Source organism: Gemmatimonas sp., from assembly GCF_027531815.1.
GTDB lineage: Bacteria > Gemmatimonadota > Gemmatimonadetes > Gemmatimonadales > Gemmatimonadaceae > Gemmatimonas.
Map to the genome: position 1 here is coordinate 234572 of NZ_JAPZSK010000005.1, position 25032 is coordinate 259603.

A 25032-nucleotide genomic window follows, 5' to 3' on the forward strand; every position below is an offset into this window, starting at 1 on the left:
TCATGACGGATTTCGAAACCCTCGGCGCCTTCTACCTCGGCAAGCGCTACGACGTTCCCGCGCGCGCCCGTCGCGACGACTACGTGTTGTACGACGCCAAGGATCTCACCACCCACGCCGTGATCATCGGCATGACCGGCAGCGGCAAGACCGGTCTCGGGGTGGGACTGCTCGAAGAGGCGCTCATCGACAAGGTGCCGGTGATTGCGGTGGACCCCAAGGGCGACCTGGGTAACCTCGCGTTGCGCTTCCCCGCCCTCGACGCGAGCGACTTCCGGCCGTGGGTGGATCCGCAGCAGGCCACCAACGCCGGCATGACCGCCGACCAGTACGCCGCCCAGCAGGCCGACCTGTGGAAGAACGGACTCGCCGGCTGGGGGCAGGACGGCGCCCGCATTGCGCGCTATCGCGACGCGGCCGACATCACCATCTACACGCCCGGGTCGACCGCGGGGCGACCGCTGTCGCTGCTCAAGGCATTCGATGCCCCTCCCGCCGCCGTGCGCGACGATGCCGAGGCGCTGCAGGAGCGGGTCAACGCCACCGCCACCTCGCTGCTCGCGCTGCTTGGCATCGACGCCGATCCCATCTCGAGCCGCGAACACATTCTCGTGGCCAACCTGCTGCACCACGCCTGGCGCGCGGGGCGCAGCCTCGATCTCGCCGGGCTCATTGGCGGCATCCAGAACCCCCCGTTCACCACGGTGGGCGTCATGCCGTTGGATACGGTGTTCCCACCCAAGGAGCGCATGACGCTGGCCATGCAGCTCAACAACCTGCTCGCGGCCCCAGGCTTCCAAACGTGGATGCAGGGCGAACCGCTCGATACGGCCGCGCTGCTCTACGACATCAACGGCAAGCCGCGCGGCAGCGTCATTTCCATTGCGCATCTGAACGATGCCGAGCGCATGTTCTTCATGACGCTGCTGCTGTCGGACATTCTGGCGTGGGTGCGCACGCAGCCGGGAACCGGGTCATTGCGCGCCATTCTCTACATCGACGAACTCTTCGGCTACATGCCGCCGGTGGCCAACCCGCCCAGCAAGGTGCTGCTGCTTACGCTGCTCAAGCAGGCACGCGCGTATGGGCTGGGGGTGGTGCTGGCTACGCAGAACCCTGTCGATCTCGACTATCGCGGTCTCTCGAACACGGGGACGTGGTTCATTGGCCGTCTGCAGACCGAGCGCGACAAGATGCGGGTCATGGAAGGACTCGAAGGCGTGAGCGGCGGCCAGCCGTTCGACAAGGGCGCCATGGAGCAGACCATTGCGGGGCTCGGCAAGCGCGTGTTCCTGCTGCACAGCGTGCACGAGCCGGCCCCCATCACCTTCGAAACCCGGTGGACGCTGTCGTATCTCGCCGGCCCCATGACCCGCGAGCAGATTCGCAGCGTGACAGCGCTGGCTCCAGCGGCGGCGCCCGCGGCAGCGCCCGCGGCAGCGCCCGCGGCAGCGCCCGCGTCGGCACCGGCATTGAGTACCGCGGCTACCGGTGGTGGGTTCGCGTCGCTCGATGCGCGTGCGGCCGTGGCACCCGTGCTGCCCCCTGACGTCCCGCAGTACTTCCTGCCGCCGACCAGGGACGGCGCCCTGCTCTACAACCCGGTGGTGCTGGGGCTCGCCGATGTGAGCTTCGCCAACGCCAGGCTGGGCGTCACCGAACAGCGCCGGGTCATGCTCATGACGTCGGTGGACGACGGCCCCATCGCGCTCGAGTGGGATGCCGCCGAGCGGGTGGAGCTGGAGCCGTCGGCCCTCGAGCAGCGACCGCATGACGGCGCGGCATTTGGCGCGTTGCCCGCAGTGGCCACGAAGTCCAAGAACTACGCGGTGTGGAGCAAGACGCTGCAGAAGTGGGTGGTGGCCAACGAAACGGTGACGCTGTTCAAGAGCGCGGCGTTCAAGGCCACCTCACAGCCGGGCGAGAGCGTAGGGCAGTTCCGCGTTCGCCTGCAGGTCATGGCGCACGAAACGCGCGACGCGAAGATCGAGGTACTGCGCGGCAAGTACACCACGCGGCTGTCGGCGCTGCAGGACAAGCTGCGGCGCGCGGAGCAGGCCGTGCAGCGCGAAGCCCAGCAGGCCTCGCAGGCCAAGATGGACACCGCCATTTCGGTGGGTGGCGCCATCCTTGGCGCCATCTTCGGGCGCGGCAAGGTGGGCGTGGGCACACTGGGCAAGGTGGCCACCGCAACGCGCGGGGCGGGTCGCGCCGCACAACAGGCGGGCGACGTGACCCGCGCACAGGAATCAGTCGAGGCTGTTCGGCAGCAGTACGCCGACCTCGAAGCCAGGCTGCAGGCCGAGGTGGACGCCCTTGGCGCGGCCTACGATGCGCAGCAGGAGGCGCTGGAGGAGGTCGTGGTGAAGGCCAAGGCTGCCGACGTGCACGTGCAGCTGTGCGCCCTGCTCTGGGTGCCGTATGTCAAGGATGCCAACGGCATCGTGAGCAAGGCGTGGGGATGACCCCGCATCTCCGACTCACGACACACCTTGCCGCTTCTGAATGTTGAGCGACCAGTCGTAGCTGCGTGGCTGCACGATGGCCTTTCCCTCCAGCAGCCGCTTCCTCTGCGGCTCCGTTGGGCGCAGGGTGACGTACGGCGCCACGAACTGCACCCATTCCTGCCGCGTGGCCCCGAAGTCGCGCTCGTAGGCCAGGAACAGCGCGTTCACCCCCAGCACCCCATTGCGGTACCACGTCCTCGTCGTATCGGAGAGCAGGCGACGTGTCTGGTCCTCCAGCTGTTCGACCACGCGAGCACCGGTGTAGGCTTCACTGCGCAGCGGCGGCGCACCCTTGGCCGCAGGTACCAGCGCGAAGTGTACGCGCGGCTCGTGGAACTCCTTGCGTAGGACGCGGTGCAGCAGTTGGTCGAGGCTGTACACCTGCCCGCCGGCACGCACCAGTCGCTCGTTCCACGGCCCCTTGAGCTGCAGGACACCCAATGTGCGGTTGATGTTGCGGATCGACGTCCGCTCGCCGTGCGTGATGATGAGCTGGATCGTGTACGCGTTGTACACGTTGATCCAGAAGGCCAGTCGATCGTCCTCACTCAGTGTTGCCGGACGTACCGCATCGAGCGACGCGAGGTATCGGGCAAACTCGGGCGCCGCGGCGAAGGCGTCGTAGTCCACCAGACCGTCACGCACGTGCGCGCGCAGCAAGCGGTCGAAGGGGTCGTGCAGCGAGGCCTGCGCACGAAGCGGCGGGCACAGCACGACCATGGCCGCCAGGGCGAGCAGCAGCGGGCCTACGCGCCCAATGCGCGTTGTGCCGGCCATTATGCTTCACCCATGTCGACGGATTGGCTGCTGGGCACATGGCGCCTCGTGCGCGCCGACGAACCGCTGGACTTTGCGCCGGGTGTGCGCATGGAGTTTCTCCCCGGTGGTGTATTGCGCTACCACGTGGACGTGGGCGGCGTCGATCAGACCATCGACCTGCTCTATCGCGTGGAGGGCGAGGTGCTGCACACAGAGAATCCGGCGGCACCGCACGCCATGTCCGTACGGCTCAGCCACGGGGCAGGTGACAGCCTCCTCTTCGACTTTGGCGGTCCGCGGGCGCTGCTGGTGCGCGAGGTGCGCGGCGCCGGCGCCGCGGCATCGTGACGATCGGTACGTGAAGGCGCTCACATCCAGAAGACGTACTGCTTCGTCGCCACCGCATAGGCCGCCAGCGCGGCGTTGGTGGCCACGTGCGCCAGCACCAGGTCTCCCAGCGAGCGTGTCGTCCACATGTACCAGTTGAAGATGAGCCCGCACATCAGCGCCACGTCCCAGTAGGGGCCGTGCTGCGCGGCAAAGAGGAGCGCCGTGGCCACGAACGCCACCGTGTTGTAGCTCCCCATGGGGACGGCATCCCAGTTGTTCCGCAGCACCCAGCGGGGGAGGAAGCCGCGCCAGAAGATTTCCTCCACCAGGGGCACGAGCAGCACCGCGCGCGCAATACGCAGCGACAGGAGCAGCGGACTTGCCAGCCAACTGTCGGGCAGCGTGCTCACGGTTTCGCCCGTGATGCCGTTCTGAAACAGGCTCTGCTCGCGGTACCCCGGCCACACCACCCCCGGCAGCAGCCAGAGCCCGGCCACCAGCAAGCCCACCGTGATGCTCGACAGCCAGCGCGTCACGCGCAGCGACGCCACAATACCGCGCGACACAGTCAGCAGCACCACCGCCAGCAGGCCAAAGCGCAGCAGTTCCGAACGCAGCTCGTCGAGCGGCACTAACGGCCAGACCAGCATCCACAGCAGAAAAACGGCAAACGGCGCCACCCACGGGCGTGCCGAGGGTGGCGCCGCGAAGGCAGTGGGCAGGTCGGTGTCAGCCATGGCTGAACTTACATGCGAAACGCCCGACGTCACGTGAGAGGCGACGCCCATGGCACGAGCACCGCCTTACGGGCTGTACACCATGGGCGCCGTCCCCTGCCGGATATCGCGCGCACCGGCGGCGACGCCTGCTCCCACGGCGAGGGCCGCTGTGAGCGCCGTCCCCACACCAACCAGCGGGAGCAGACCGGCGGCGGCGCTCCCCACCAGGAACACCGCGCCACCGGCAAGCCACGGCGCCAGCGACTTCTGCACGGCGTCGACGTACCGCAAACGGGTGCGCACGAAACGGCGGGTGGATCCGTGCAGCACGATGGCCAGTATGCTGGCGATGGCGAACGAAACGAGCAGGGAGATCATGGATCCTCCGAAGTGGCAACGTAGGCGCGCGGGCCGTGAGATGTCGGTTCAGGCCGGACGCGCGGGGCTGCTCATCCTAACGGCGCCACGCCGCACAGGTTTCACCCGGGCGGACGGCGCGGTGGCATGGTCACCTTGGTGTACGAGCTGGGCACCGCAAACAGGTCGTTGGATAGGCGCTTGCGCTCCACCTTGGTCACTTCCAGCGGCACCGAGCCGTCGGCCATGGTGACCTTGAGAGGAAACTCCGCCCCCAGCTGCCGCTGCCACGGCGCCAGCGCCCCGGCTCGCAGGCTTTCCATGGGATTTACGAACCGACCGAGCTCCCCCGTGAGGCACAGGTCCGTAGCCGTGCCGCCGCTGCTCACAAGCACATGCTCGCACGTCAGCCCCGCCACCTGCTCCCGACGTCCGGTGCGCGTGACCTTCACACTGTCGGCGGCGGCGGCCGAGGAGCGCGCCCGGTCGGCGAGACTGTCGGGGAGGCTCATCTCCACATAGCTGTTCTGCGCGGTCAGCAGCATGTACATCTTCTTTTCTGCTGGCGACACGATCATGGCCGCGCCGCCCATGGGGCCACCCATGGTCACGCGCATCTTGCCGCCGCGCACGAGGTACTCCACGGCTTGCGACATCGCGCCCTGCGGGCCGCGCGACGCCATGCGCATGGTGATGCTCCCCTCGAACGCCTGCGCGTGCAGGCGCGGGGCCGCCAGCAGCGCCCCGGCCATCGTCGCACCGGCAACCATTCCCCTGCAGAACATCAGGCCAGCCCCTTGTGCATGGCGGTCAGCACCAGTTCGGCGAACCGGTCGATCTCATCGAGAGAGGTATACACGTTCGGCGTCACGCGGATCCCCTTGAACTCGGGATGCACGATGGGCGTCTGCACCACGCGATGCTTGCTGAACAGCCAGTCGCCGAGCTTCACCGGGTCGAGTCCGTCCACATTGAAGAAGCCGAGCCCGCCGCCCCACGGAGAATCGAGCGGCGTGAGCAGGCGCACCCGTCCCGCGCCCTCCGCCAGGAGGCGCTTCGCCCACCGGTCGCGCAGGTACACCAGACGCGCCGACTTGCGCGCGGCGCCCAGCGCCCGGTGGAAGGCCAGTGACACCGACACCGCGTTGTGGTTCGCCGCGGGATGCGTCCCCACCTCCTCGTACTTGCGAATGTCGGCCGCCTGGCCGTCGTTCTCGGCGTAGAGCGGCCAGACACGCGGGATACGATCGCGCCGCACATAGAGGAAACCGGTACCGATGGGCGCCAGCAGCCACTTGTGCAGGCTCGTGCCGTAGTAGTCGCACCCCAGTTCGTCGCGCGTGAACGGGAACTGCGCGAACGCATGCGCGCCGTCGACGAACGTTTCGACCCCACGCGCCCGCGCCATGGCCACCAGTTCCTTCACGGGCAGGATCTGGCCGGTGAGGTTGGTGATGTGCGTGATCTCCATGACACGTGTCCGCGGGGTGATGCCGGCGGCAAAGGCATCGACGATCTGCTGCGGCGTGGTGCAGGGCACGGGGAACGAGATCTCCTTCACCACGATCCCCTGACGCCGCGCCCGCTGCTTCCACCCGTTGATCATGCGGCCGTAGTTCTGGTTGCTTAGCAGGACCTCGTCGCCGGGCTTGAGGTCGATGCCGTGAATGAGCGTCAGCAACGCCTCCGAGGCGTTGCGCGTCACGGCCATCTCCTCGGGGTCGCATCCGAACTCGCGCGCCAACTCGCGGCGTACCACCTCGATGCGCGGTTCGAGGTCGCGCCACATGTGGATCACGGGCAGCTCGTTGCTGTAGCGGAGGTCCCGTTCGAGCTGCGCCATGACATGCGTGGGAGCCGGGGAGCACCCGCCGTTGTTCAGGTTGATCCAGGTGCGATCGAGGTCGAAGGCCCGTTGCACGGGCTCCCAGAACTCTTCGTCGGCGGCGAACCGCTGCGCCTCCTCCGCGCTCCCCTGCCAGGCGCCGGTGGCCGGATCAACCAGGGCACGCCCTCGACTTCGGGCCACGTCGGCGGCGTCGAGCAGACGGCGTATGGCCCCGGGCGCGAAGCGGGGAGCGGAGAGCGCCGGGAGGGCGGAGGTCCCGGCAAGCGCGGCAACGAAGAGGCGGCGGTCCATCCCACAACATGCTGCACGCAACGACGCCCCGCGAGAGGAGCTGCGGCCACCGCCTCGGGACCCGTGCCGCTCACGGTCCCCATCTCAGAGCACCAGAGGCGGTCCTCAGCGCGAGCCCTGAGCGCGATTGGCCCGTGGACGGCGGTCGCGTCTGACGCGTCCGCGGCGTATCGTGCCCGTATGCGCAGCTTTCGACTTTCCCGCCGGGCCGTGTTGGCCACGGCGTTGCTGGCCGGCCTGGCGGCCTGTGCTCAGCCGCTGACCATCGCCCCGAGCGACGCCGCCGCCGTCCTCGCGCGTCGCTCGATTACCGCCGCCAACCCCGGCCACCCTGGCCCGCACACGGTGCGCTTCCTGTACTACGGCAGTGGCAAGGATCGACGGCGCCCCGAGTACCGCGACTCCATTACCTACCGTACGGCCCCGGTGGACGCGTCGCCGTTCGCGCGCACCGAGCCGTCCAATGCCAGGGCGCGCAAGAAGTACTGGGGGTATGACAACACGGCGTTTCCGCTCAATGCGCGGGTGTGGTATCCCGAAGGGAACGGTCCCTTCCCGCTCGTGCTCGTGGTACACGGCAATCACAACATGCGCGAGTTCTCCGACCCCGGCTATCGGTGGCTGGGCGAGCTGCTCGCCTCACGCGGCTTCGTGCTCGCGTCCATCGACGAGAACTTCCTCAACGGCAACCTGCGTGGCGAGAACGATGCGCGCGGCTGGATGCTGCTCAAGCACCTCGAGGTGTTCCGCGCCCTCAACGACAGCGCCGGCAAGCCGCTCTTCGGCAAGCTCGACCTGTCGCGCATCGCGCTCATGGGCCATTCGCGTGGCGGTGAGGCCGTGGCCATTGCCGGGGCCTTCAACCGACTGCCGCACTACCCCGACGACGCCACCATCCGCTTCAACTTCAACTTCGCCATCAAGTCACTCGTGGCCATCGCCCCGGTCGATGGGCAGTACCGCCCGGCGGAGCAGCCCACGCCGGTGAGCGACTACAGCTACCTCGTCATTCATGGGTCGCACGATGGCGATGTGTCGAGCTTCATGGGGCTCACCCAGTACAACCGCTTTCGCTTCACGCGGCCGGGGCCCGAATTCAAGAGCGCCATCTGGATGCACCGCGCCAATCACGGGCAGTGGAACACCGAGTGGAACAACAAGGACAACGGCAGCTACTCCGTGCGCGCGCTGCAGCTCGACGCGCTGGTGAGCGGGGAGGAGCAGCGGCGCTTCGGACGGGTGGTGATTGGCGGGTTTCTCGAGGCGACGCTCCATGGACGTGACGAGTACCGGCCGCTCTTCCGCGATCACCGCACGGCCGGCGATTGGCTGCCGCCCGAGATGTACATCACGCGCTATGCCGACGCGAACACGCGCTGGCTCGCCACCTTTGACGAGGACGTCGATGTAACGACGGGCACGGCCCCCGGTGTCCGCATCACCGCCGATTCGGTGAGCACCTGGAAGGAAGCCGACGCCCCGGCGCGTTCACGCGCATCGACCTTCCGCAGCAACAACGCCACCTTCGGCTGGAACAATACGGCCATCGGCAAGGACAGTACGCTCACGCGATGGCCCGCGCGGGTAACCGTGACCGTGCCCGACTCCCTGCGCCGCGCCTGGTCGGTGTCGTCGTCCGCTTCGCTGCTGCTCACCATCGGCAGTACCGACCAGAAGCCGGGCCCCCGCAAGGTGCCGCGTGACACCGCACGCCGCGACAGCACGGCGCGCGACAGCACCCGCACGGCCTCCCGTCGCCCCGCGCCGCCGCGACCGAAGAAGTCGGCCAAGGATACGGTTGCGCCAGACCTCACCGTGGAGCTGGAAGACGCCAGCGGGCACATCGCGCGCATGCCCCTCTCCACCTTCGGCCCCGTCCGCATGCCCTTCGAGAGCTACATCTATCGGCGGCGCAATCGCGACAAGACGCAGTTTCCCACGCTCGCCGAACCGGTCATGCAGACCTACACGATGCCGCTCGCCCGCTTCCGCGACGCGAACACCGCGTTCGACCCGGCGACGCTGCACGCCATCCGCCTCGTCTTCGACCGCAAGCGGGTTGGCGCCATCACGCTCGACGACGTGGGCATCTCGTCGCGCTGACCGCCGGCTGCCAGCATCCGTACGGTTGCCGGCAGCGCACGGTGCGCCTCAGAACGTGGTGCGGACCCCGAAGGTGAGCGTACGCCCGGCGATCACGGTGGCGTTGTCCGGGGCACCCGTCTGCACGTCGAGCAGGTTCTCCCCCGCTGTCATGAGTGCCAGGTCACCGCGCAACCGGAACTGCATCCCGGCACGCCATCGCGTCACGCCACCGTAGCGCATCCAGTACTGGCGCAGGTTGTTCCCGTCGAGTCCGCGCGGTGATTGCTCGACGGCTGCCAGCAGCGTCCCCACGGCCATTCGGTCGTAGCCCATCCAATCGGCGGCGTGCATCGCCGTGCTCGTGAGCATCCAGCGCCCACGGGTCCACGCCGCCGACACACTCACGGTGTGCGCCGGCACATCCAGCATGCGGTCACCCGTGCGCAGGTCACCGCGATATCCCGGTGCCAGCCGCGTCACGCGGCTGTCCACCTGGGTCATGGTCGCCGCCAGTGACAGCGTCCGGACCCGCGCCGTCGCCTCCACCTCCCAGCCCCGGTTGCTGATGGCGCCCACGTTCTGCAACGTGAATGCCATCGTGCGGGTCAGGCGCCCGGCGCTGTTCACGGCGGTCACCACGCGCGACACCGGCTGGATGAGACCGGTGGCGCTCTGGTCGAATCGCGTCACGTGCACCGCTACGCGACCGCCGAGCATGAGGTCCACGCCAAGCTCCGTGCCCGACTGCTGCTCGGGGTCGAGGGCGGACAGCAGCGCCCCTTGCCCCTGTCCCATCCACGACGATGAGCGCAGCAGCGTGCGGGCCGGGCGAATGCCGGTGCCAAAGGCGCTGCGGACCTTGACCACCGTGTTCCCGACTTCGCGCACGTATGCGGCTCCCAGCATGGGCAGCGCCGAATGCTGGGCATTGGGGGTCGCGCCCTGGATGCGCTCTCCGCGGACACCCGCCGAAGCGAACCAGCGATCCTGCCACGCGAACTGCAGCTGCGTGAGCAGGCCGGCGTTGTCATACGTGGTTTGCGACGAACCCGAGGCGGCGGCGCCACGCAGCCCCGCGAACGCGGTGGTGCCGCCGGGTGCACCGCTCCCCGGTCCCAGCGTCGGGAGTGGCGTGACCGCACCGCCCGCCCCTGACATCGCACCGCGTGTCACCTCGTGCGTGAACGCCTGCTCGGCCCCCAGTGTGAGCGTGAGCAGCGCCCCCGGTGCCACATCGAATCGCCCCACCGTGCGCAAGCGTACCGACGCACGATCGGCGGCCCCCTCCGGGCTCCCTACCGCGGCCGCCGACAGCTGCTGTGGTCCCACGAGCGAATACGGCGACAGTCCACGCAGGCGATAGCCATCGACTCCCGCGATGACCGTGTGGGTCCAGTGCATGGAGGGCATCACGGCAATGCTGCCCCCCAGCGTGTACTGCGCCATGGCCTGACCACTGACACTGTCCTGCGCAAATGGCATCGACGAGGCGGCATTGGCGCGTTGCAGTGCGAAACGGCTGAATCCCGTGTAAATGGAGCGTTGCCGCGAAAAGCGTCCGTCGGCATCGAGCAGGAGGCGGCGCTCCGACGCGCCCGACACGTAGGCGCCCATGGTGCTCACGTTCACCCCGAGCCCCGCGTTGCGCGCCGCCGACCCGCGCCGCAGCGACACGGAGTGCTCCTGCACGAACGGATCGCGCGCCGCGAAAGCGGTGCTCGTCACTCCCGCCGCGGCCTGCACCTGGATTTCACGCTGCCCATCCGACGTCCCGTCGTGGCGCGTGAGAATGTTCACTACGCCGCTGATGGCATCCGCGCCGTACAGCGCGGCACCCTGTGGCCCGCGAATCACTTCCACCCGCGCCACGCGTGCCGGGTCCAGCTGAGTCACGAGCAGCGGGTTCGCCACCTCAATGCCGTCGAGATAGACCTTGGGAGCGCTCACGCCGAACGAACTGGCCCCGCGGATGCTCCCGTAGCGCGCCGTCACCGAACCGGCGGGCGTCGTCCAGCTCCACACCCCGGGAACCGACAGCTCCAGCGCTTCGCCAAGGGTACTCACGCCGTGGTCGGCCAGCTGTGCGCCATCCACCACGTCGAGCGCGAACGGCGACCCACGTTGTGCGGCCCCATCGGGAGACCCGGTCACAACGACACGATCGAGCAGGCTGGTGCGGCGCGACACCGTGGCGACCGGCACACCGGTGGACGTACGCGATGGGGCCAGCACGACCTGTGCACTGCCCAGCACGATGGGGCTGAGCACCGACCCCTGGAGCAGATGATCGAGCACCGCGCCCACCGGGACGCGCTCGAGGGCCAGGCAGACCCGCTTTGTCGCGGGCAGCAGATCGGCACTGTAGGACAGGTCGAGACGCGCCACGCCCGCGAGATGGTCCACGGCATCGCGAACCGTCAGGTCGGACACGCGCAACGATACCAGCCGGTCGAGCGGCGGCGCCCACAAGGCGGCGCGATCGGCCGCGGGTACGCGCACGGTACACGACGGGTCCGTGTGCCCGGTACGCGCGGGAACGCCGGGACTCGCCAGCGCCGTGCGCACGGGGAGCACGCCCCACGCCACCAGGAGAGCGACTGCCGCGCGCACGGCACGGCTGTGACGGCCGCCGGACCGTCGCCCCGCCCCGCGCGCTCCCGAGCACGGCGTCATGTCATCAGCGCGGCGTCGAGGAACCGACACCCTGCGGTTGCAGCGTCACGGTGTCTCCCCGTTGCACCAGCTCGGCCCCCAGGGCCAACGCGATGACTCGCAGCACCTGAGTGGCAGAATCGCCGCGGAAGGAGGCCGTGAGCGTGCGCGCCGCCAGTGTGCTGTCAGGAACGCGCAGGTCGATGCCGTACCAGCGCCGTACGTCGGCGCGCACTTCCGTGAGCGAAGCGTCGCGATACGAGAGCTGGCCGCGTGTCCAGGCCACGTCGTCGGCGGTCACCGTCCCGCGGCGCACGGACACCGCCTCGCGCACCAGCACGCCGCGGTCGCCGGCGCGCAGTTCCACCGGGGCCACGGTCGAGTGTGCCGCACGCAGCGCGACGATCCCGTGCGTCACATCCACCGTCACTTCGCCGTCGTCACTCGTCTTGACCGCGAACGCCGTGCCGATGTCGCGAATGTCGGCGCTGGCCGTGTGCACCGTAAACGGGTGCGCGGCATCGTGCTTCACGTCGAAGTAGGCCGCGCCGTCCAGCTCCACGTCGCGCGACGAGACACCGTACGCCGCGGCCACCACCAGGCGACTTCCTGGCGCCAGAACCACCATGCTGCCGTCGGGTAACCGCACGCTATCGCGCTGCCCCACGGCCGTGCGGTATTCACGTGAGGCGCTCGCCTGGGGGGCACTGCGGAATTGCGAGAGGGCCGCCAGCGCGGCCACCCCGGCCGCCAGGGCACCGGCCACCCACGACGACCGGCGCCGCGCCGGCTGCCCCCCCGACACGTTCGCTCTCCCCGGCGATCCCCCGCGCTTCACCGAAAGGTGGGGAGTAGCGGAATCCGCTCCCATGCGGGCGCGCACCGCCGCCAGGGCACGCTCGGTATCCACCGTCATGTCGGCCCGATGCTCGGCATTGGCGGTGTGCACCTTAACGAGATCGACCAGCCTGGCGTCTTCCACATGCGTGGCAAGCCAGCTCCGAACGGACGCCGCCTCAATCGGGTCGCTCTCCCCCGCCAGATGGCGGGCGATCGCCTCCCAATTGGCGTCCGGCGGCTGGCCGGAAGCAGGTCGGAGTTCGTTGGAACGGTCGGACATACAGAGGGGAACACGGGAGCGGATCGGAACCCTACGTCGGTCGGCCACGCCCCGCGTGCGAACCCGGGGCGCATGGCGCGATCGGAAACTTAGCATTATTCACCTGCACGGACTGTCCTCGTTCGTCCACCGCTCGCTCCGCTGCCTGTGCGCCCCCGATCAACCGCTCCGTGACCGACGCCGACCTGCTGACTCGACTTCGTCAGGGGGAGCACGCGGCGTTCGACGCCATCTTCCGGCAGTGGTACGAGCCAGTCGTACGGTCGGCCAATCGCATTCTGCATGAGCCAGGCGTCGCCGAGGAGATTGCGCAGGACGTGTTTCTCGAGCTGTGGCGGCGGCGTGATCAGCTGCCCGATGGCAGCAGCGTGGCCGGCTATCTCGTGCAGGCGGCACGCAACCGGGCGCTCAATCATCTTCGGCACCTGCAGGTGCAGAAGAAGTCGCAGCTGCACGTGGAGGCGCTCCATGAGCCCGCGGAGCACGCCGACGCCGACGCGCACGCCAACGAGCTCGAGGGGGCCATGCACGAGGCCATTGCCGAGTTGCCGCCGCGCACGCGGGAAGTCTTTCTGCTCAGCCGCGAACGCAACCTCAAGTACAGCGAGATCGCTGCTCAGCTCGGCGTGAGCGTGAAGGCCGTGGAGGCCAACATGAGCCGCGCCTTGCGCCAGCTGCGAGAAAAGCTCGCCCCCTTTCTGCACCGAGCAGCAGACAGCTAGGGTTCGCAGCCGCCGCGGTGTTCCTCTGCATGAACGCCCGAGGACACGCCGACGACAGTCGCCGGCCCGGCTCGGCATCACTCCCGGACACTCTCATGGCACGCACCCTGTTTCGTGTACTGGCAACGGCGACCACGCTGATCGGCGCGACGGCCTGCACATTCGACGCGTTTGGCGGCCCCGGCGACACCATGCAGTTCGACTCGGCCTTCGACAGCGCACCAACCGGACTCGATGGCGCGACCAGCTCCTTCTCCCCCGACAGCGAAGGGGCGTGGGGCGGGCCGCGCCGCGGCCGCGGCCCCGGCGGCCCCGGCATGATGGGACTCATGGGCGGCGGCATGGGTGCCGACTTCCTCGGCACCGGGGGCTTCGGGCGCGGAGCCCATCGCGGTCCGTTTGCGGCGCGCATCGACTCCACCTGCACCGTGAGCGCCGGCGACGTCACCTGCACGCGCACCGACAACGGCCTCACCGCCACCACCATCTACACCATTCATGACGCGGCCGGCGCCGCGCAAACGCGCATCGACACCATCACCACCAATTCGGTGCGTACACGCGCCACGGTCACGGGTACCAGCACGCACGGCCGTGACGGGGCGAACGTGACGGCCACCGTGAATCACACCAGCGATCGTACCGTGACCGGGCTCGCCGCCAGCAGCACGCAGCGCACGGTAAACGGCACCTCGCGCGGTACCGAAAACTCTACCGGCACCAATCGCGACGGCCAGAGCTTCACCGCCGTGCGCCTCTCGGCCGACACGACGACCAATCTCGTGGTGCCGGTGTCCACCACCGGACCGCGGCACCCCACGGCCGGCAGAGTCGTTCGCACCATGAAAGTCACCACGACGGTGGTCGGCGGCACGCCCAGTGTGAAGGAGCGCCGCGAGGTGGTGGAGTACGACGGGTCGACCACGGCCAAGGTGACGATCACGCAGGATGGTACGACCAGGAACTGCACCCTGTCGTTGCCGCGCGGCCGCCCCAATTGCGGCTGACGAACAGCAGCCCCCGATGCGCAACGCCCGGCCAGATGGCCGGGCGTTTTTTTCAGCCGCTGCGAACGCACGACGCGAGTTGCCGTTACCGCAGCCGGATGCCCACGCGGTGCACCACCGGACGTCCGCCGCGCATGGGCTCCATCGCCCAGTCGACGGAGAACCGGTCGACGTTGAGACCGAAGCCGGCTGTCGCGAGGGGCTCATCGATTTCTCGCGGGAGCCGCAGCCCGCTGCGCACGACCACCGCGACCCCCTCGATGGGCACATAGCCCAGCTCCACACCGCCCGCCGGGCGCACGAATCCGTCACGCTCGACGCTCACCTGCGTCTGCATGCCCAGATCCCAGTGCTCCCAGAGCGGAAAGAGGCCACCACCGAAGCCCACGGTAAAGCGCGTCGGGAGCGCCCCCGGCCCGAACCCGAGATCGGGATCGCTCCCGATGTTCTGCACGGCCATGGCCAGCGTGGCCGATCCCAGCGGTTTGCTCACGCCCACGTCGAGCGCGAAGCCCCCATCGTGAACGGCGTCGAGTCGCTCTTCCGCGTACTTGGCGCTCGCGCCGACCCGCAGCCCCTTGATGGTACGCGCTACCCCGAACACGAACGCGTTGCTCGACGCCGTGACGGTCCCACCGTCGGAAAGCCGTGGACCGCCACGCTCGTTGGCACCCACCGGGTCTGCCGCGTCTCCCTGGTACTGCAGCAGCTGCGCGCCCAGCCCGATCGAGTAAGCGCCGAAGGTCTGCACGCTGCCGAAGGAGCCACTCGTGGCGCGGGCGCCGTATCGCTGCACGGAAACGGCGACCCCGCGCGCCTGAGGCAACATGCCGGGATTGTAGAACACCGCGTCGCCGTCGGCCGCCGCCGCTCCGGCATTGGCCATGCCCAGCAGCCGCGCGCTGGCAGGGAGGCGCAGCACCAGGGGGCCCTCGAGTCGTGCCTCATCGCTCGTGGACTGGGGCGCCACGGGCTGCGAACGCGTCCCCTGAGCCTGCAGGGCGACGGGGGCGGCGAAGGGGACGGCGAACGTCAGCGCGACAGCGGCCCCGATGAACGGCAGCCCACGAACCGCGGCAGCAAATCTGGACGCAGAATGCCCTCGTCCCTTGCGGTGGAAATGGCTCATGGGTTCAAATGAACGCCATGTCGTCACCCCACGCCAGTTGGCAGCTCGGTCCCAACGCCCCGCAAACCCAGCGCCTCTGGCTGCGCGCGCTCGGGTGGTTCCTCATGCGCCGCGCCGGCTGGAACTTTGCCGGTTCCATGCCGGACATTCCCAAGTTCGTCTGCATCGTGGCGCCCCACACCTCGAACTGGGACTTTCCCGTGGGGCTCGCGGCCAAGTGGGCGCTTGGCTTCGATGCCCATTGGTGGGGAAAGGACACACTCTTTCGCCCCCCCCTTGGCTGGTTCATGCGGGCCAACGGCGGTATTCCTGTGGACCGTCGCAACAAGGGCAACGCCGTGCAGCGCACGGTGGAGTTGGCGCAACGCAGCGAACGGTTCGCCCTGGCCCTGTCGCCGGAAGGCACGCGCAAGGCCGTCACCGAATGGCGCACCGGATTCTGGCACGTGGCGAAGGGCGCCGGTATCCCCATCTGCCTGGTGGCGCTCGATTGGGAGCACAAGCTGGTGCGCCTGGGGCCCACGGTCACCCCCGACGAAGCAGACATCACCGAGGGGATCGCGCGTGTGCGGTCGCTGTACGCCGGTGTCTGCGGGTACGACCGCCGCCAGCAGATCGCGTAATCAGGCGGGGAGCAGGGCGCGTTCGAGGGTGGCCCAGTCCACCGGTTTGGTGAGGTGCGCGCGAAAGCCCTGAGCGAGGGCGCGCTCCCGGTCGGCCGGCTGTCCCCACCCCGTCTGTGCAATGAGCACGAGGTCGGCGTTGGCCGGATCGGCGCGCAACCGGGCCGCCAGTTCGTACCCGTCCATTCCCGGCAGGCCAATGTCGAGGAGCGCCACATCGGGCGCGAAAACGGGCACCACATCGAGGGCGGCGCGTGCATCGTGCACCACACACACGATGTGCTGCTTCAGTTCGAGCATCGTCGCTTCGCTCTGGGCGAAATCGACGTTGTCGTCTACGATCAGGATGCGCAGCCCCCGCACTCTGGCGCCCACCGCCGCCGCCGGCACCGCATTGGCCGCGGCCGGCCGCGCCACGGCGGGGGAGGAGGCCGGTCCGGGCACCGGCAACCACATCTCGAAGGTACACCCCTGCCCCTCACCATTGCTGAGCGCGCGCACCTCGCCCCCGTGCAGTTCCACGATCCGCCGGACCAGCGCCAGACCGATGCCGAGTCCGCCCTGCCCATCCTGCCGCACACGGGTGAACATCTCGAAGACATCGTCGCATCGGTCGGCGGGGAGTCCGCGGCCGTTGTCGGTCACGGCAATGCGCACCCGCCCCCCGTCGCGCACTACGGTCAGTGCAAGCTGTCCGCCCGTGGGCGTGTAATGCGCGGCGTTGTTGAGCAGGTTCGACAGCGCCTGCGACAGGCGCGCCGCATCACCGGTCACGGTGACAGGCGCGTGCGGCAGGCTCACCTGCAGATGGTGCTCGCCGGCCTCGATGAGTGGCCGGCTCGTTTCCACGGCGGCCCACACGGCGTCCGCCACGTCCAGGCGTTCGGACAGCAGCAGGATGTCACCGCGGCTGATGCGGTTCACGTCGAGCAGGTCGTTAACAAGTCGTACCATTTGGCTCACCTGACGGTCGATGATGCCCACCGCTTGCTGCATGGTGGGGTCCTCAGGGGCGAGCATTCGCAAGACTTCGGCCGCGCTGCGGATGGGGGCTAGCGGGTTGCGCAATTCGTGCGCGAGCGTGGCCAGAAACTCATCCTTGCGACGATTCGCCATCTGGAGCGCCAGCTCGGCAGTCTTGCGGGCGGTGATGTCCTGCGACAGCCCGGAAAGCGTCAGCGGCGTGCCATCATCCGCCCGGGTGACCACCCCGCGCTCGTACAGCCAGCGCACCGTGCCGTCCGCTTCCAGCACGCGAAACTCGTTCTCGTACTGCCCGGGACCTGCCAGGCAGCGGTCGACACGCTCCTGAAACGCCACCCGATCGTCGGGGTGCACCGCCGCCAGGACATCGGCGAGGCGTACGGGGCGTGCCGTTGACGGCAGCGCCGTGGAGACGCTGTGGAAGCGATGCACCGCGTCGCGCACGATATCCCAGGAAAAGCTGATCAGGTACGCAGCCTCGAGACTGAGCCGCAGACGCGCCTCACTGGCCCGCAGCGCATCGCTGGTCACCTGCAAGGAGCGCAACACGGCCGCCCGGTCGGTCGTCTCCTCCACGAGCACGGCGTATCCCACCAGCACCTGATCGGCACTGAACAGTGGCAGCCAATGCTCCAGCCATGTCCGGAGCACCCCGGGCTGGGCTGGCGTCTCCCCGCGGATCTCCTTGGTGACCGGCGCGCGGCTGCATGCCACCTGCGCCGTGACCTCGTCGACGGCCGCCGCCAGCGCCGGGACCACCTCGGCCACGGTGCGCCCGAGATGGGCCGCGACGGGCAGGCCGTTGATACGCGCCAGCGTCTCGTTGAGGCGCACGAACCGCAGCGCAAGGTCGAACTCGGCCACACCGTAGAAGCCCTGCGTGAAGAGGGCCTCGAGGAGCGGTCCATCCGATGGCGCCGATGCGCCCGCCAGAGACGGCAAGGAGGTCATGGGTCGGTGGTGAGCGGATGCCAGAACAAAGCACCCGCCGGCCAGCCACGGCAATGCAGCCGCGGGGCTGCGCCAAAACATGACGCCCCCGTCGTCTTTTTCATGGCCAACCCCTTCCGCTCCCGGCGTCCCGAGCGGAAGTTCCTCCCATCCCTTACGGAGAGAGCCCGAATGCGTGTGACGACCGTCGGCGTGGTAGGCGCCGGCGCCATGGGGAGCGGCATCGCGGCACTGGCAGCGTCGGCCGGGTGCCGTGTCGTTTTGCTCGACATCCCCGGCGACCCGGACCCTGCGTCGCCCAATCGCAGTGCCCCCGCTCGCACCGGCTTGCAGAAGGCCATCAAGAGCAAGCCGGCCAGCTTCATGGATGCGGCGGCGGCCAGCCGCGTGCGCACCGGCAACACCGCCGATCACCTCGCGTGGCTCGCCGAGTGCGACTGGATCTGCGAGGCGATCATCGAGCAGCCCGCGCCCAAGCAGGAGCTTTTTGCGAAGATCGAGGCGCTCATGAAGCCCACGGCGATCATCTCGTCGAACACGTCGGGCATTCCCATGGCCGTCCTGCTCGAGGGTCGCGGCGAGCGATTCCGCCGACGCTTCCTCGGCACGCACTTCTTCAATCCGCCGCGGTACATGCATCTGCTCGAGGTGATCCCCACCCCCGAGACCGATCATGCCGTCATCGGGGCCATGCGCCGCTTTGCCGAGCGAACGCTCGGCAAGGGGATCGTGCTTGCCAAGGACGTACCGGGCTTCATTGCCAACCGCCTCGGCGTGTTCGGCATGGTCGCTACCATGCGGCGCATGGAGCAGCACGGCCTCACCATTGACGAGGTGGACGGACTCACCGGGTCGCTCATCGGCCGGGCCCGCTCGGCCACCTTCCGCACCGGCGACCTGTCGGGACTCGATGTGCTGGCCCATGTCACTCGCGGTATTGGCGCCACCACCGGCGAGGATTTCGCGCTCCCGGTATGGGTGCACGACGATCTCGTGGCCAAGGGCAAGCTGGGCGACAAGAGCGGCGGCGGTTTCTACCAGAAGACGAAGGCGGGCACGCTCACCTTCAACTGGAAGACAAAGGAGTATGTGCCACAGCAGCGGCTCGAAGGCGGTGACATCGGCGCGGCCATTCGTCTTCCGGTGGCACAGCGACTCCCCGCCATCAAGAGCATTCCCGGCGCGCAGGGCGCCTTCATTCGCGATCATGTCGTGGATGTGGCGCACTACACGCTCACGCTCGCGTCGCAACTGGCCCATGACATCGTGGCGATTGATCGTGCCATGGAGTGGGGCTACGGGTGGGAGGCGGGTCCCTTTCAGGTCATGGACGCGCTCGGTCTCGACTGGCTGCGCGAACAGTTCAAGGCCGAGGGACTCGAGATTCCCGAACTCCTCGATCTCGCGCGGGGCAGCTTCTATCGGCAGGGCGAGTACCTCACCTTCGACGGCAGCTACGAACCGATCCCCGGTATCCCGGGGCGCATCGCGCTGGCCGGCCTGGCCGCGAGCGGGCGCGTCCTCATGGACAATGGTCTCTCGCGACTGCTCGATGTGGGCGATGGCGTGGCCTGCTTCGAGTTCCGCAGCAAGATGAACAGCCTCGGGCAGGGCGTGCTGGAAGGGTTGGAGCAGTCGCTCAAGAAGGTCGAACAGCTTGGCTTCAACGGCATGATCATCGGCAACGAGGATGCGCGCGCCTTCAGTGTGGGCGCCGATCTGTCGCTCGTGTCGTTCGCCGTGGCGGCCGGGGCGTGGGACGATATTGAGGCGTCCATCCGTACCTTCCAGAACGCCACGATGAGCATTCGCAAGGCGCCGTTCCCGGTGGTGGTGGCTCCAGCCGGCATGACGCTCGGTGGTGGGGCGGAGTTCACGTTGCACGCCGACGCGGTGCAGGCGCACGCCGAGACGTATATGGGGCTGGTGGAAGTGGGCGTGGGGCTGCTGCCAGGTGGCGGCGGCACCAAGGAACTGCTCATGCGCTTCACGAGCGAACTGCAGCAGTATGAAGAACTCGACCTCTTCGCCGCCGTGAAGCGTGCCTTCAAGATCATCGCGTTCGCCACGACCAGCACCAGCGCCCACGACGCGAAGGCGCTGGGGTACCTGCGCGATCGCGATCGCATTTCGATGAACCGCGACCACCAGATAGCCGACGCGAAGCAGCGCGTGCTCGATCTGGCACCGGGCTATCTGCCACCCACGGAGATGCGGGTGCGTGCGCTCGGTCGTGAAGGCATCGGCAATCTCGAGTACGCGCTGTGGGCCGCGAAGGAAGCGGGTCAGGCGAGTGCCCACGACGTGCGCGTGGGGCATGCCGTCGCCTATGTGCTCTGCGGTGGCGATGGGACACCGCGTGACGTGACGGAGCAGGACATTCTCGATCTCGAACGCGAGCAGTTCCTGTCACTCCTGGGCACCAAGGAGACGCAGGAGCGCATCGCCTACACCCTCAAGACCGGCAAGCCGCTGCGCAACTGAGCGCGACAGGAGATGGAGATGACCGAGGTCGTGATCGTCAGTGCCGCGCGCAGTGCGGTGGCCCGCGGCAAAGCCGATGGAGGACTCGCCGGAGTGCATCCGGTGGATCTGTCATCGGCCGTCATGAAGGCCGCCATTGATCGCGCCGGGGTGGACCCGACGGTGATCGAAGATGTGCAGTGGGGCTGCGCGATGCCGGAGGCAGCGCAGGGGCTCAACCATGCCCGGCTGGCCTGGCTCCGCGGCGGCTTGCCCGTGGAAACGTCGGCCGCCACGATCAACCGTTTCTGCTCATCGGGGTTGCAGTCGGTGGCGTATGCCGCACAGGCCATTATCGCCGGGCAAGGCGATGCCGTCATGGCGGGCGGCATCGAGATGATGTCGCAGGTGCCCATGAGTGGCTATAACGCCCGTCTGTCGCCGGCGATCACCGAGAGCTACATCGGCATGGGCTTCACGGCGGAGAACGTGGCAAAGCAGTGGGGCATCACGCGCGAGCAGCAGGATCGCTTCGCCTGTGACAGCCAGCAGAAGGCCGCCGCCGCCGTGGCGGCCGGTGTGTTCCGCGACGAGATCGTCCCCATTCACACGCAGCGGTACGCGTGGAAGGGAGCGGAGAAGGCGGTGACCGACGTGGTGTTCGACACCGACGAATGTCCGCGTGCAGACACGACCATCGAGGGACTCGCGAAGCTGCGCCCGGCGTTCGTGCCCACCGGCACGGTAACGGCGGGCAACGCCAGTCCGTACTCCGACGGCGCGGCAGCCGTGCTGGTCATGCGCGCAGACACCGCAAAGGCACTCGGACTCACCCCGCTCGCCCGCTTCGTGAGTTTCGCCGTGGGCGGCGTGGATCCGGGCATCATGGGAGTGGGCCCCATCAAGGCCGTACCCAAGGCGCTCAAGCGCGCCGGTCTCTCCCTTCGCGACCTCAAGCTCATCGAGTTCAACGAGGCCTTTGCCGCCCAGGCACTCGCCGTCATCAAGGAGCTCGACCTGCCCACCGACATCATCAACGTGAACGGTGGCGCCATTGCCCTGGGGCATCCGCTGGGTGCCACTGGCGCCAAACTCACCACGCAGTTGGTGCACGAGCTGCGCCGGCGTGGCGGCGGCTATGGCATGGTGACCATGTGCATCGGCGGCGGCATGGGCGCGGCCGGCATCTTCGAGGTGTACGCGGGCTGAGGTGCGAAGCTGGCGTTGTTCGCGTGGTCTATTTGCAACCCAAAACTCGAAACTCCCCGCGGTTCACGGGGAGTTTCGAGTTTTGTGCTTCGGGGACCTTACATGGCCAGAGGCTTCTTGGCCGGCACCACCAGCTTGGGCAGGTCGAGCTTCTCCAGCATGGGGTTGAGTCGGGTGGCGGTGGCGCGAATCTGCGTATCGATCATCGTCATCACCACGTCGGCATCACGCCGCACCTCGCCAGTGTACTCCACCTGTCCGGGAATGACCGGCGTCAGCCCGGCATCGATGTTGGAGAGCAGTGCCGATGCGCGCTGCAGGGGCCGCGGGCCTTCCGAGTAGTATGGCGCCACGTCGGTGGCGGGGCGCGTGAGCTGCAGCCGAACCGAATCGAGCTTCCGCAGTTCCTCCTTCGTCGCGGCGACCAGCTCCCGCGCGGCGTCGGCACGCAGCGCATTGGCCGTGTTCGACCGCTCCTGCGCCTGCACCGCAAAGGCGGCCAGCCCGCGTTCTGTCTCGATGAGGGTGTTCACCGTCGCAACAAGCCGTGTGGCCTGAGCGAACTGCAGCTTTACGTCGGCATCGGCAAAGGTGGCCGTCGGATCGAGCCGCACCGTGAGCGGCTGCTCCTGGCTCTGCCCGCCCACCGTGATGCGAACCGTGTAGCTCCCCGGCAGTACCTGCGCTCCCGGTACGCGCCCCCGGGCGCCATCCTCGTCGGCACTGTCGGCGGGTGTATCGCTCAACGCCAGCGACGGGGCCATGCGCAGGTCCCACGTCGTGCGGTTGAAGCCGGCGGCCGTCGGTGGCTTGCGCAGCTGCCGAATGACCTGCCCGTCTTTCAGGATCTCCACCTTCACCGAGCTGTCGCTGCGCGCGAGCCAGTAGGTGATGAGAGCGCCGTACGCCGCGTTCTGTCCGCGGTACTGCTTGTGGCCGAAGTTGAGCGACTGATCGCCCAGATTGAATCGCGTGGCTACGCGCATGGGGAAGAGGTGCGCCGGCTTCGCCGCGATCGCGGCGGACATCTGCTGAATGGGCGACGCGTCGTCGAACACCCAGAGGGCCCGGCCGTGCGTGGCCACGATGAGGTCGTTCTCCCGCGGATGCACCAGCACTTCGTGCACCGCCACGTTGGGCAGGTTCTTGAGTGACAGCTTCATCCATTGGGTTCCGCCGGTCCAGCTGGCGAACAGGCCATACTCCGAACCGTAGTACAGCAGGTTCGGGTTTCTGGGATCTTCGCGAATCACCTGCGCGTAGGCGTTCACCGGCAGGTTGCCGGTGATGTTGCTCCACGTTCGCCCGAAGTCGGTGGTCTTGAACACATACGGCTTGAAGTCGTCGTTCATGTGCCGTTCGAAGGTCGCGTACGCCGTCCCGGCGGCGGTGCGCGACGCTTCGATACCGCTGATCACCGCGTCGGGCCCCATCCCCGGCACGTTGGGCGCGACGTTCGTCCACGTCTTTCCATCGTCCTGCGAGACCTGCAGGTTGCCGTCATCGGTGCCCGCCCACAGGACTCCCTTTCGGGCCGGGCTTTCGGCGAAGGAATAGATGGTGCCGTAGTACTCGGCCACCGTGTTTTCCTTGAGAATGGGGCCGCCGGCGTTCCCCTGCCGCGACTTGTCGTTCTTGCTCAGGTCTCCGCCCAGCGCCGTCCAGGTGCGCCCCCAGTCCGTGCTGCGGAAGAGCGTGCTGCCGCCAAAGTACACCACGCGCGGATCGTGCGGAGACGGCACGATGGGCGCGTTCCAGTTGAAGCGCACCGCATTGGAGTCGGCGGAATAGCCATCCATGCGCTTGGGCTGCGGCGACGCTTCGCGTACCTCGTAGCGCCCCAGATGCGTGGCCTGAATGCCACCGGCCTGATAGTCGCTCAGGAACCAGTCGGGATCATCGGGATGCGAGATGGCATAGTACCCGTCGCCGTACTGGATGAAGCGCCAGTCCCAGAGGAAAATGGCGCTCTTCCGCGTGCGGGTCGGGCCGGTCCACACGCCGTTGTCCTGCAGTCCGCCGGCCACATGGTAGAAGGGCTCGCGCATATCGTACGAGAGCTGGTAGAACTGCCCGAGCGGGAGATTGCCGAACCACTCCCAGCCACCGGCGCCGTCGTAGCTCACCTCGAGACCACCGTCGTCACCCATGAGCAACCGCTTCGGGTTGAGCGGATCGATCCACAGCGCCTGATGATCGCCGTGAAAGTTGCCCGGCACGTTCGTGAAGGTGCGTCCGCCGTCGATGCTGTGCATGAACGACATGCCGAGGGTGTACACGTGATGCTCATTCTTCGGGTCCACACGCAGGTCGGCATAGTAGAAGCCACGGCCAATCGTGTTGGCGTTGCTGCTCACCTTCTGCCAGCTCTCTCCGGCATCGTCGGAGCGGAACACGAACCCTTCTTTCGTTTCCATCACCGCGTACACCGTGCGCGGATTGCTCGGGGCCACCTTCACGCCAATGCGCCCCATGAGCGCTGGCAACCCCTTGGTGAGCTTCGTCCACGTCTTGCCCCCATCGACCGACTTGAACAGGCCACCCTTGTCGTCGCCCGAAGTGTGCGTCCACTGCTTGCGATCGAAGTACCACATGCCGGCGTACAGCACATTCGGGTTCTGCGGGTCGATATCGAGATCCGAGGCGCCGTGGCGATCGCTCACGTACAGCGTGCGCTTCCACGTTTCGCCGCCGTCCTCCGACATGAACACCCCCCGCTCGGTACCGGGGCCGTACTCGGACCCCAGCGCCGCCGCGTACACCGTGCGCGGATTACGCGGATTGATGACCATGCGCGTGATGTGCCGGGAATCGGCGAGACCAAGCCACTTCCACGTCTTGCCGCCGTCGCTGCTCCGGTAGATCCCGTTGCCGAACGACACCGAGTTGCGCGGATTGCCCTCACCGGACCCCACGTACACGACGTCGGGGTTCCCCGGCTCGAGTACGATGTCTCCGATCGTCTGCACCGGCTGCTTGTCGAAGATCGGGGTCCAGGTGGTGCCCGCATTGCTGGACTTCCACACACCGCCCGAGGCACTGCCCACGTAGATCAGCGACGGATCGCCCGGTACGCCGACGACGGTCGCGATCCGGCCACTCATGTTGGCGGGACCGATGTTGCGATACGATAGCCCGAAGAAGGTGGAGTCGGGCACTGCGCGCGGGGCGGGCGCCGCCTGACGGGCGGACTGCGCCCCGAGCGTGGCGCCCAAACTCACCGTGCACAACGGGGCGACCAGGGCGGCGAACAGGAGGGAACGAGGCATGGGCGT

18 protein-coding genes are annotated in these 25032 nt (G+C 68.0%); 8 read left to right on the forward strand and 10 right to left on the reverse strand.

Translation table 11 applies throughout. The features are described from left to right. The first annotated feature begins 2 nt into the window (after nucleotides 1-2). Nucleotides 3-2465, forward strand: coding sequence for a DUF87 domain-containing protein (locus tag O9271_RS07260; RefSeq protein ID WP_298267718.1), 2463 nt, complete (start codon nucleotides 3-5; stop codon nucleotides 2463-2465). A 15-nt stretch (nucleotides 2466-2480) separates the two neighbouring features. Here O9271_RS07260 and O9271_RS07265 read toward each other — a convergent pair whose 3' ends face one another. After that, on the reverse strand, nucleotides 2481-3284 hold the full coding sequence (locus O9271_RS07265; RefSeq protein ID WP_298267722.1) for a DUF547 domain-containing protein: 804 nt from the start codon (nucleotides 3282-3284) through the stop codon (nucleotides 2481-2483). 12 nt (nucleotides 3285-3296) lie between these two features. On the opposite strand from O9271_RS07265, the gene O9271_RS07270 reads away from it, so the two are divergent. Continuing rightward, complete coding sequence (locus O9271_RS07270; RefSeq protein WP_298267725.1) at nucleotides 3297-3614, forward strand: hypothetical protein; 318 nt, start codon at nucleotides 3297-3299, stop codon at nucleotides 3612-3614. A 20-nt stretch (nucleotides 3615-3634) separates the two neighbouring features. On the opposite strand, the gene O9271_RS07275 is transcribed toward O9271_RS07270, so the two are convergent. From O9271_RS07275 to O9271_RS07290, 4 genes are all read right to left on the reverse strand, one after another. After that, entirely contained in the window at nucleotides 3635-4333 is a 699-nt protein-coding gene (locus O9271_RS07275; RefSeq protein ID WP_298267727.1) for a CAAX prenyl protease-related protein, read from the reverse strand. A gap of 66 nt (nucleotides 4334-4399) precedes the next feature. Beyond that, a complete protein-coding gene (locus O9271_RS07280) occupies nucleotides 4400-4693 on the reverse strand; it encodes a hypothetical protein (RefSeq protein WP_298267729.1) in 294 nt (97 codons plus the stop codon). 101 nt (nucleotides 4694-4794) lie between these two features. Next, nucleotides 4795-5457: a DUF4412 domain-containing protein gene (locus tag O9271_RS07285; RefSeq protein WP_298267731.1), complete on the reverse strand. Its 663-nt coding sequence runs from the start codon at nucleotides 5455-5457 to the stop codon at nucleotides 4795-4797. After that, nucleotides 5457-6812 (reverse strand): aminotransferase class V-fold PLP-dependent enzyme, encoded by a 1356-nt coding sequence (locus tag O9271_RS07290; protein WP_298267733.1) that lies wholly within the window; start codon nucleotides 6810-6812, stop codon nucleotides 5457-5459. Before O9271_RS07290 ends, O9271_RS07285 begins: the two co-directional genes overlap by 1 nt. Before the next feature lie 180 nt (nucleotides 6813-6992). Between O9271_RS07290 and O9271_RS07295 the strand changes: the two genes are divergently transcribed. Next, nucleotides 6993-8915 (forward strand): hypothetical protein, encoded by a 1923-nt coding sequence (locus O9271_RS07295; RefSeq protein WP_298267736.1) that lies wholly within the window; start codon nucleotides 6993-6995, stop codon nucleotides 8913-8915. 48 nt (nucleotides 8916-8963) lie between these two features. On the opposite strand, the gene O9271_RS07300 is transcribed toward O9271_RS07295, so the two are convergent. Together O9271_RS07300 and O9271_RS07305 are read right to left on the reverse strand one after the other, a co-directional pair. Then, nucleotides 8964-11507, reverse strand: coding sequence for a TonB-dependent receptor (locus O9271_RS07300; protein WP_298267739.1), 2544 nt, complete (start codon nucleotides 11505-11507; stop codon nucleotides 8964-8966). Nucleotides 11508-11574: 67 nt separating this feature from the next. Next, nucleotides 11575-12669, reverse strand: a complete 1095-nt coding sequence (locus tag O9271_RS07305) for a FecR domain-containing protein (RefSeq protein WP_298267741.1) — start codon at nucleotides 12667-12669, stop codon at nucleotides 11575-11577. Between the two features lie 170 nt (nucleotides 12670-12839). Between O9271_RS07305 and O9271_RS07310 the strand changes: the two genes are divergently transcribed. Beyond that, nucleotides 12840-13391, forward strand: coding sequence for an RNA polymerase sigma-70 factor (locus tag O9271_RS07310; RefSeq protein ID WP_298267745.1), 552 nt, complete (start codon nucleotides 12840-12842; stop codon nucleotides 13389-13391). A 95-nt stretch (nucleotides 13392-13486) separates the two neighbouring features. Next, on the forward strand, nucleotides 13487-14398 hold the full coding sequence (locus O9271_RS07315; protein WP_298267747.1) for a hypothetical protein: 912 nt from the start codon (nucleotides 13487-13489) through the stop codon (nucleotides 14396-14398). 85 nt (nucleotides 14399-14483) lie between these two features. Here the strand turns inward: O9271_RS07315 and O9271_RS07320 are convergent, their stop codons facing one another. Then, entirely contained in the window at nucleotides 14484-15527 is a 1044-nt protein-coding gene (locus O9271_RS07320) for a hypothetical protein (protein WP_298267749.1), read from the reverse strand. 17 nt (nucleotides 15528-15544) lie between these two features. Here O9271_RS07320 and O9271_RS07325 point away from each other — a divergent pair, with 17 nt between their 5' ends. Next, nucleotides 15545-16150 carry a lysophospholipid acyltransferase family protein gene (locus O9271_RS07325; RefSeq protein WP_298267752.1) on the forward strand — a complete coding sequence of 202 codons (606 nt, stop codon included), beginning with the start codon at nucleotides 15545-15547 and terminating at the stop codon, nucleotides 16148-16150. On the opposite strand, the gene O9271_RS07330 is transcribed toward O9271_RS07325, so the two are convergent. Continuing rightward, nucleotides 16151-18085 carry an ATP-binding protein gene (locus tag O9271_RS07330; protein ID WP_298267755.1) on the reverse strand — a complete coding sequence of 645 codons (1935 nt, stop codon included), beginning with the start codon at nucleotides 18083-18085 and terminating at the stop codon, nucleotides 16151-16153. A 171-nt stretch (nucleotides 18086-18256) separates the two neighbouring features. Here O9271_RS07330 and O9271_RS07335 point away from each other — a divergent pair, with 171 nt between their 5' ends. Continuing rightward, complete coding sequence (locus tag O9271_RS07335; protein WP_298267758.1) at nucleotides 18257-20569, forward strand: 3-hydroxyacyl-CoA dehydrogenase NAD-binding domain-containing protein; 2313 nt, start codon at nucleotides 18257-18259, stop codon at nucleotides 20567-20569. 18 nt (nucleotides 20570-20587) lie between these two features. After that, nucleotides 20588-21757 (forward strand): thiolase family protein, encoded by a 1170-nt coding sequence (locus O9271_RS07340; protein ID WP_298267760.1) that lies wholly within the window; start codon nucleotides 20588-20590, stop codon nucleotides 21755-21757. A gap of 98 nt (nucleotides 21758-21855) precedes the next feature. Here O9271_RS07340 and O9271_RS07345 read toward each other — a convergent pair whose 3' ends face one another. Then, nucleotides 21856-25026 carry a hypothetical protein gene (locus tag O9271_RS07345; RefSeq protein WP_298267763.1) on the reverse strand — a complete coding sequence of 1057 codons (3171 nt, stop codon included), beginning with the start codon at nucleotides 25024-25026 and terminating at the stop codon, nucleotides 21856-21858. Nucleotides 25027-25032: the final 6 nt, after the last annotated feature.

Excerpts from the sequence above, each read along its gene's own strand:
- O9271_RS07285 (WP_298267731.1), bottom strand. The coding sequence starts at position 5,457 with ATGTTCTGCAGGGGAATGGTTGCCGGTGCGACGATGGCCGGGGCGCTG.
- O9271_RS07320 (WP_298267749.1), bottom strand. The coding sequence starts at position 15,527 with ATGAGCCATTTCCACCGCAAGGGACGAGGGCATTCTGCGTCCAGATTT.
- O9271_RS07260 (WP_298267718.1), top strand. The coding sequence starts at position 3 with ATGACGGATTTCGAAACCCTCGGCGCCTTCTACCTCGGCAAGCGCTAC.
- O9271_RS07295 (WP_298267736.1), top strand. The coding sequence starts at position 6,993 with ATGCGCAGCTTTCGACTTTCCCGCCGGGCCGTGTTGGCCACGGCGTTG.
- O9271_RS07275 (WP_298267727.1), bottom strand. The coding sequence starts at position 4,333 with ATGGCTGACACCGACCTGCCCACTGCCTTCGCGGCGCCACCCTCGGCA.
- O9271_RS07305 (WP_298267741.1), bottom strand. The coding sequence starts at position 12,669 with ATGTCCGACCGTTCCAACGAACTCCGACCTGCTTCCGGCCAGCCGCCG.
- O9271_RS07345 (WP_298267763.1), bottom strand. The coding sequence starts at position 25,026 with ATGCCTCGTTCCCTCCTGTTCGCCGCCCTGGTCGCCCCGTTGTGCACG.
- O9271_RS07330 (WP_298267755.1), bottom strand. The coding sequence starts at position 18,085 with ATGACCTCCTTGCCGTCTCTGGCGGGCGCATCGGCGCCATCGGATGGA.
- O9271_RS07335 (WP_298267758.1), top strand. The coding sequence starts at position 18,257 with ATGCGTGTGACGACCGTCGGCGTGGTAGGCGCCGGCGCCATGGGGAGC.
- O9271_RS07265 (WP_298267722.1), bottom strand. The coding sequence starts at position 3,284 with ATGGCCGGCACAACGCGCATTGGGCGCGTAGGCCCGCTGCTGCTCGCC.
- O9271_RS07270 (WP_298267725.1), top strand. The coding sequence starts at position 3,297 with ATGTCGACGGATTGGCTGCTGGGCACATGGCGCCTCGTGCGCGCCGAC.
- O9271_RS07315 (WP_298267747.1), top strand. The coding sequence starts at position 13,487 with ATGGCACGCACCCTGTTTCGTGTACTGGCAACGGCGACCACGCTGATC.
- O9271_RS07325 (WP_298267752.1), top strand. The coding sequence starts at position 15,545 with ATGTCGTCACCCCACGCCAGTTGGCAGCTCGGTCCCAACGCCCCGCAA.
- O9271_RS07280 (WP_298267729.1), bottom strand. The coding sequence starts at position 4,693 with ATGATCTCCCTGCTCGTTTCGTTCGCCATCGCCAGCATACTGGCCATC.
- O9271_RS07290 (WP_298267733.1), bottom strand. The coding sequence starts at position 6,812 with ATGGACCGCCGCCTCTTCGTTGCCGCGCTTGCCGGGACCTCCGCCCTC.
- O9271_RS07340 (WP_298267760.1), top strand. The coding sequence starts at position 20,588 with ATGACCGAGGTCGTGATCGTCAGTGCCGCGCGCAGTGCGGTGGCCCGC.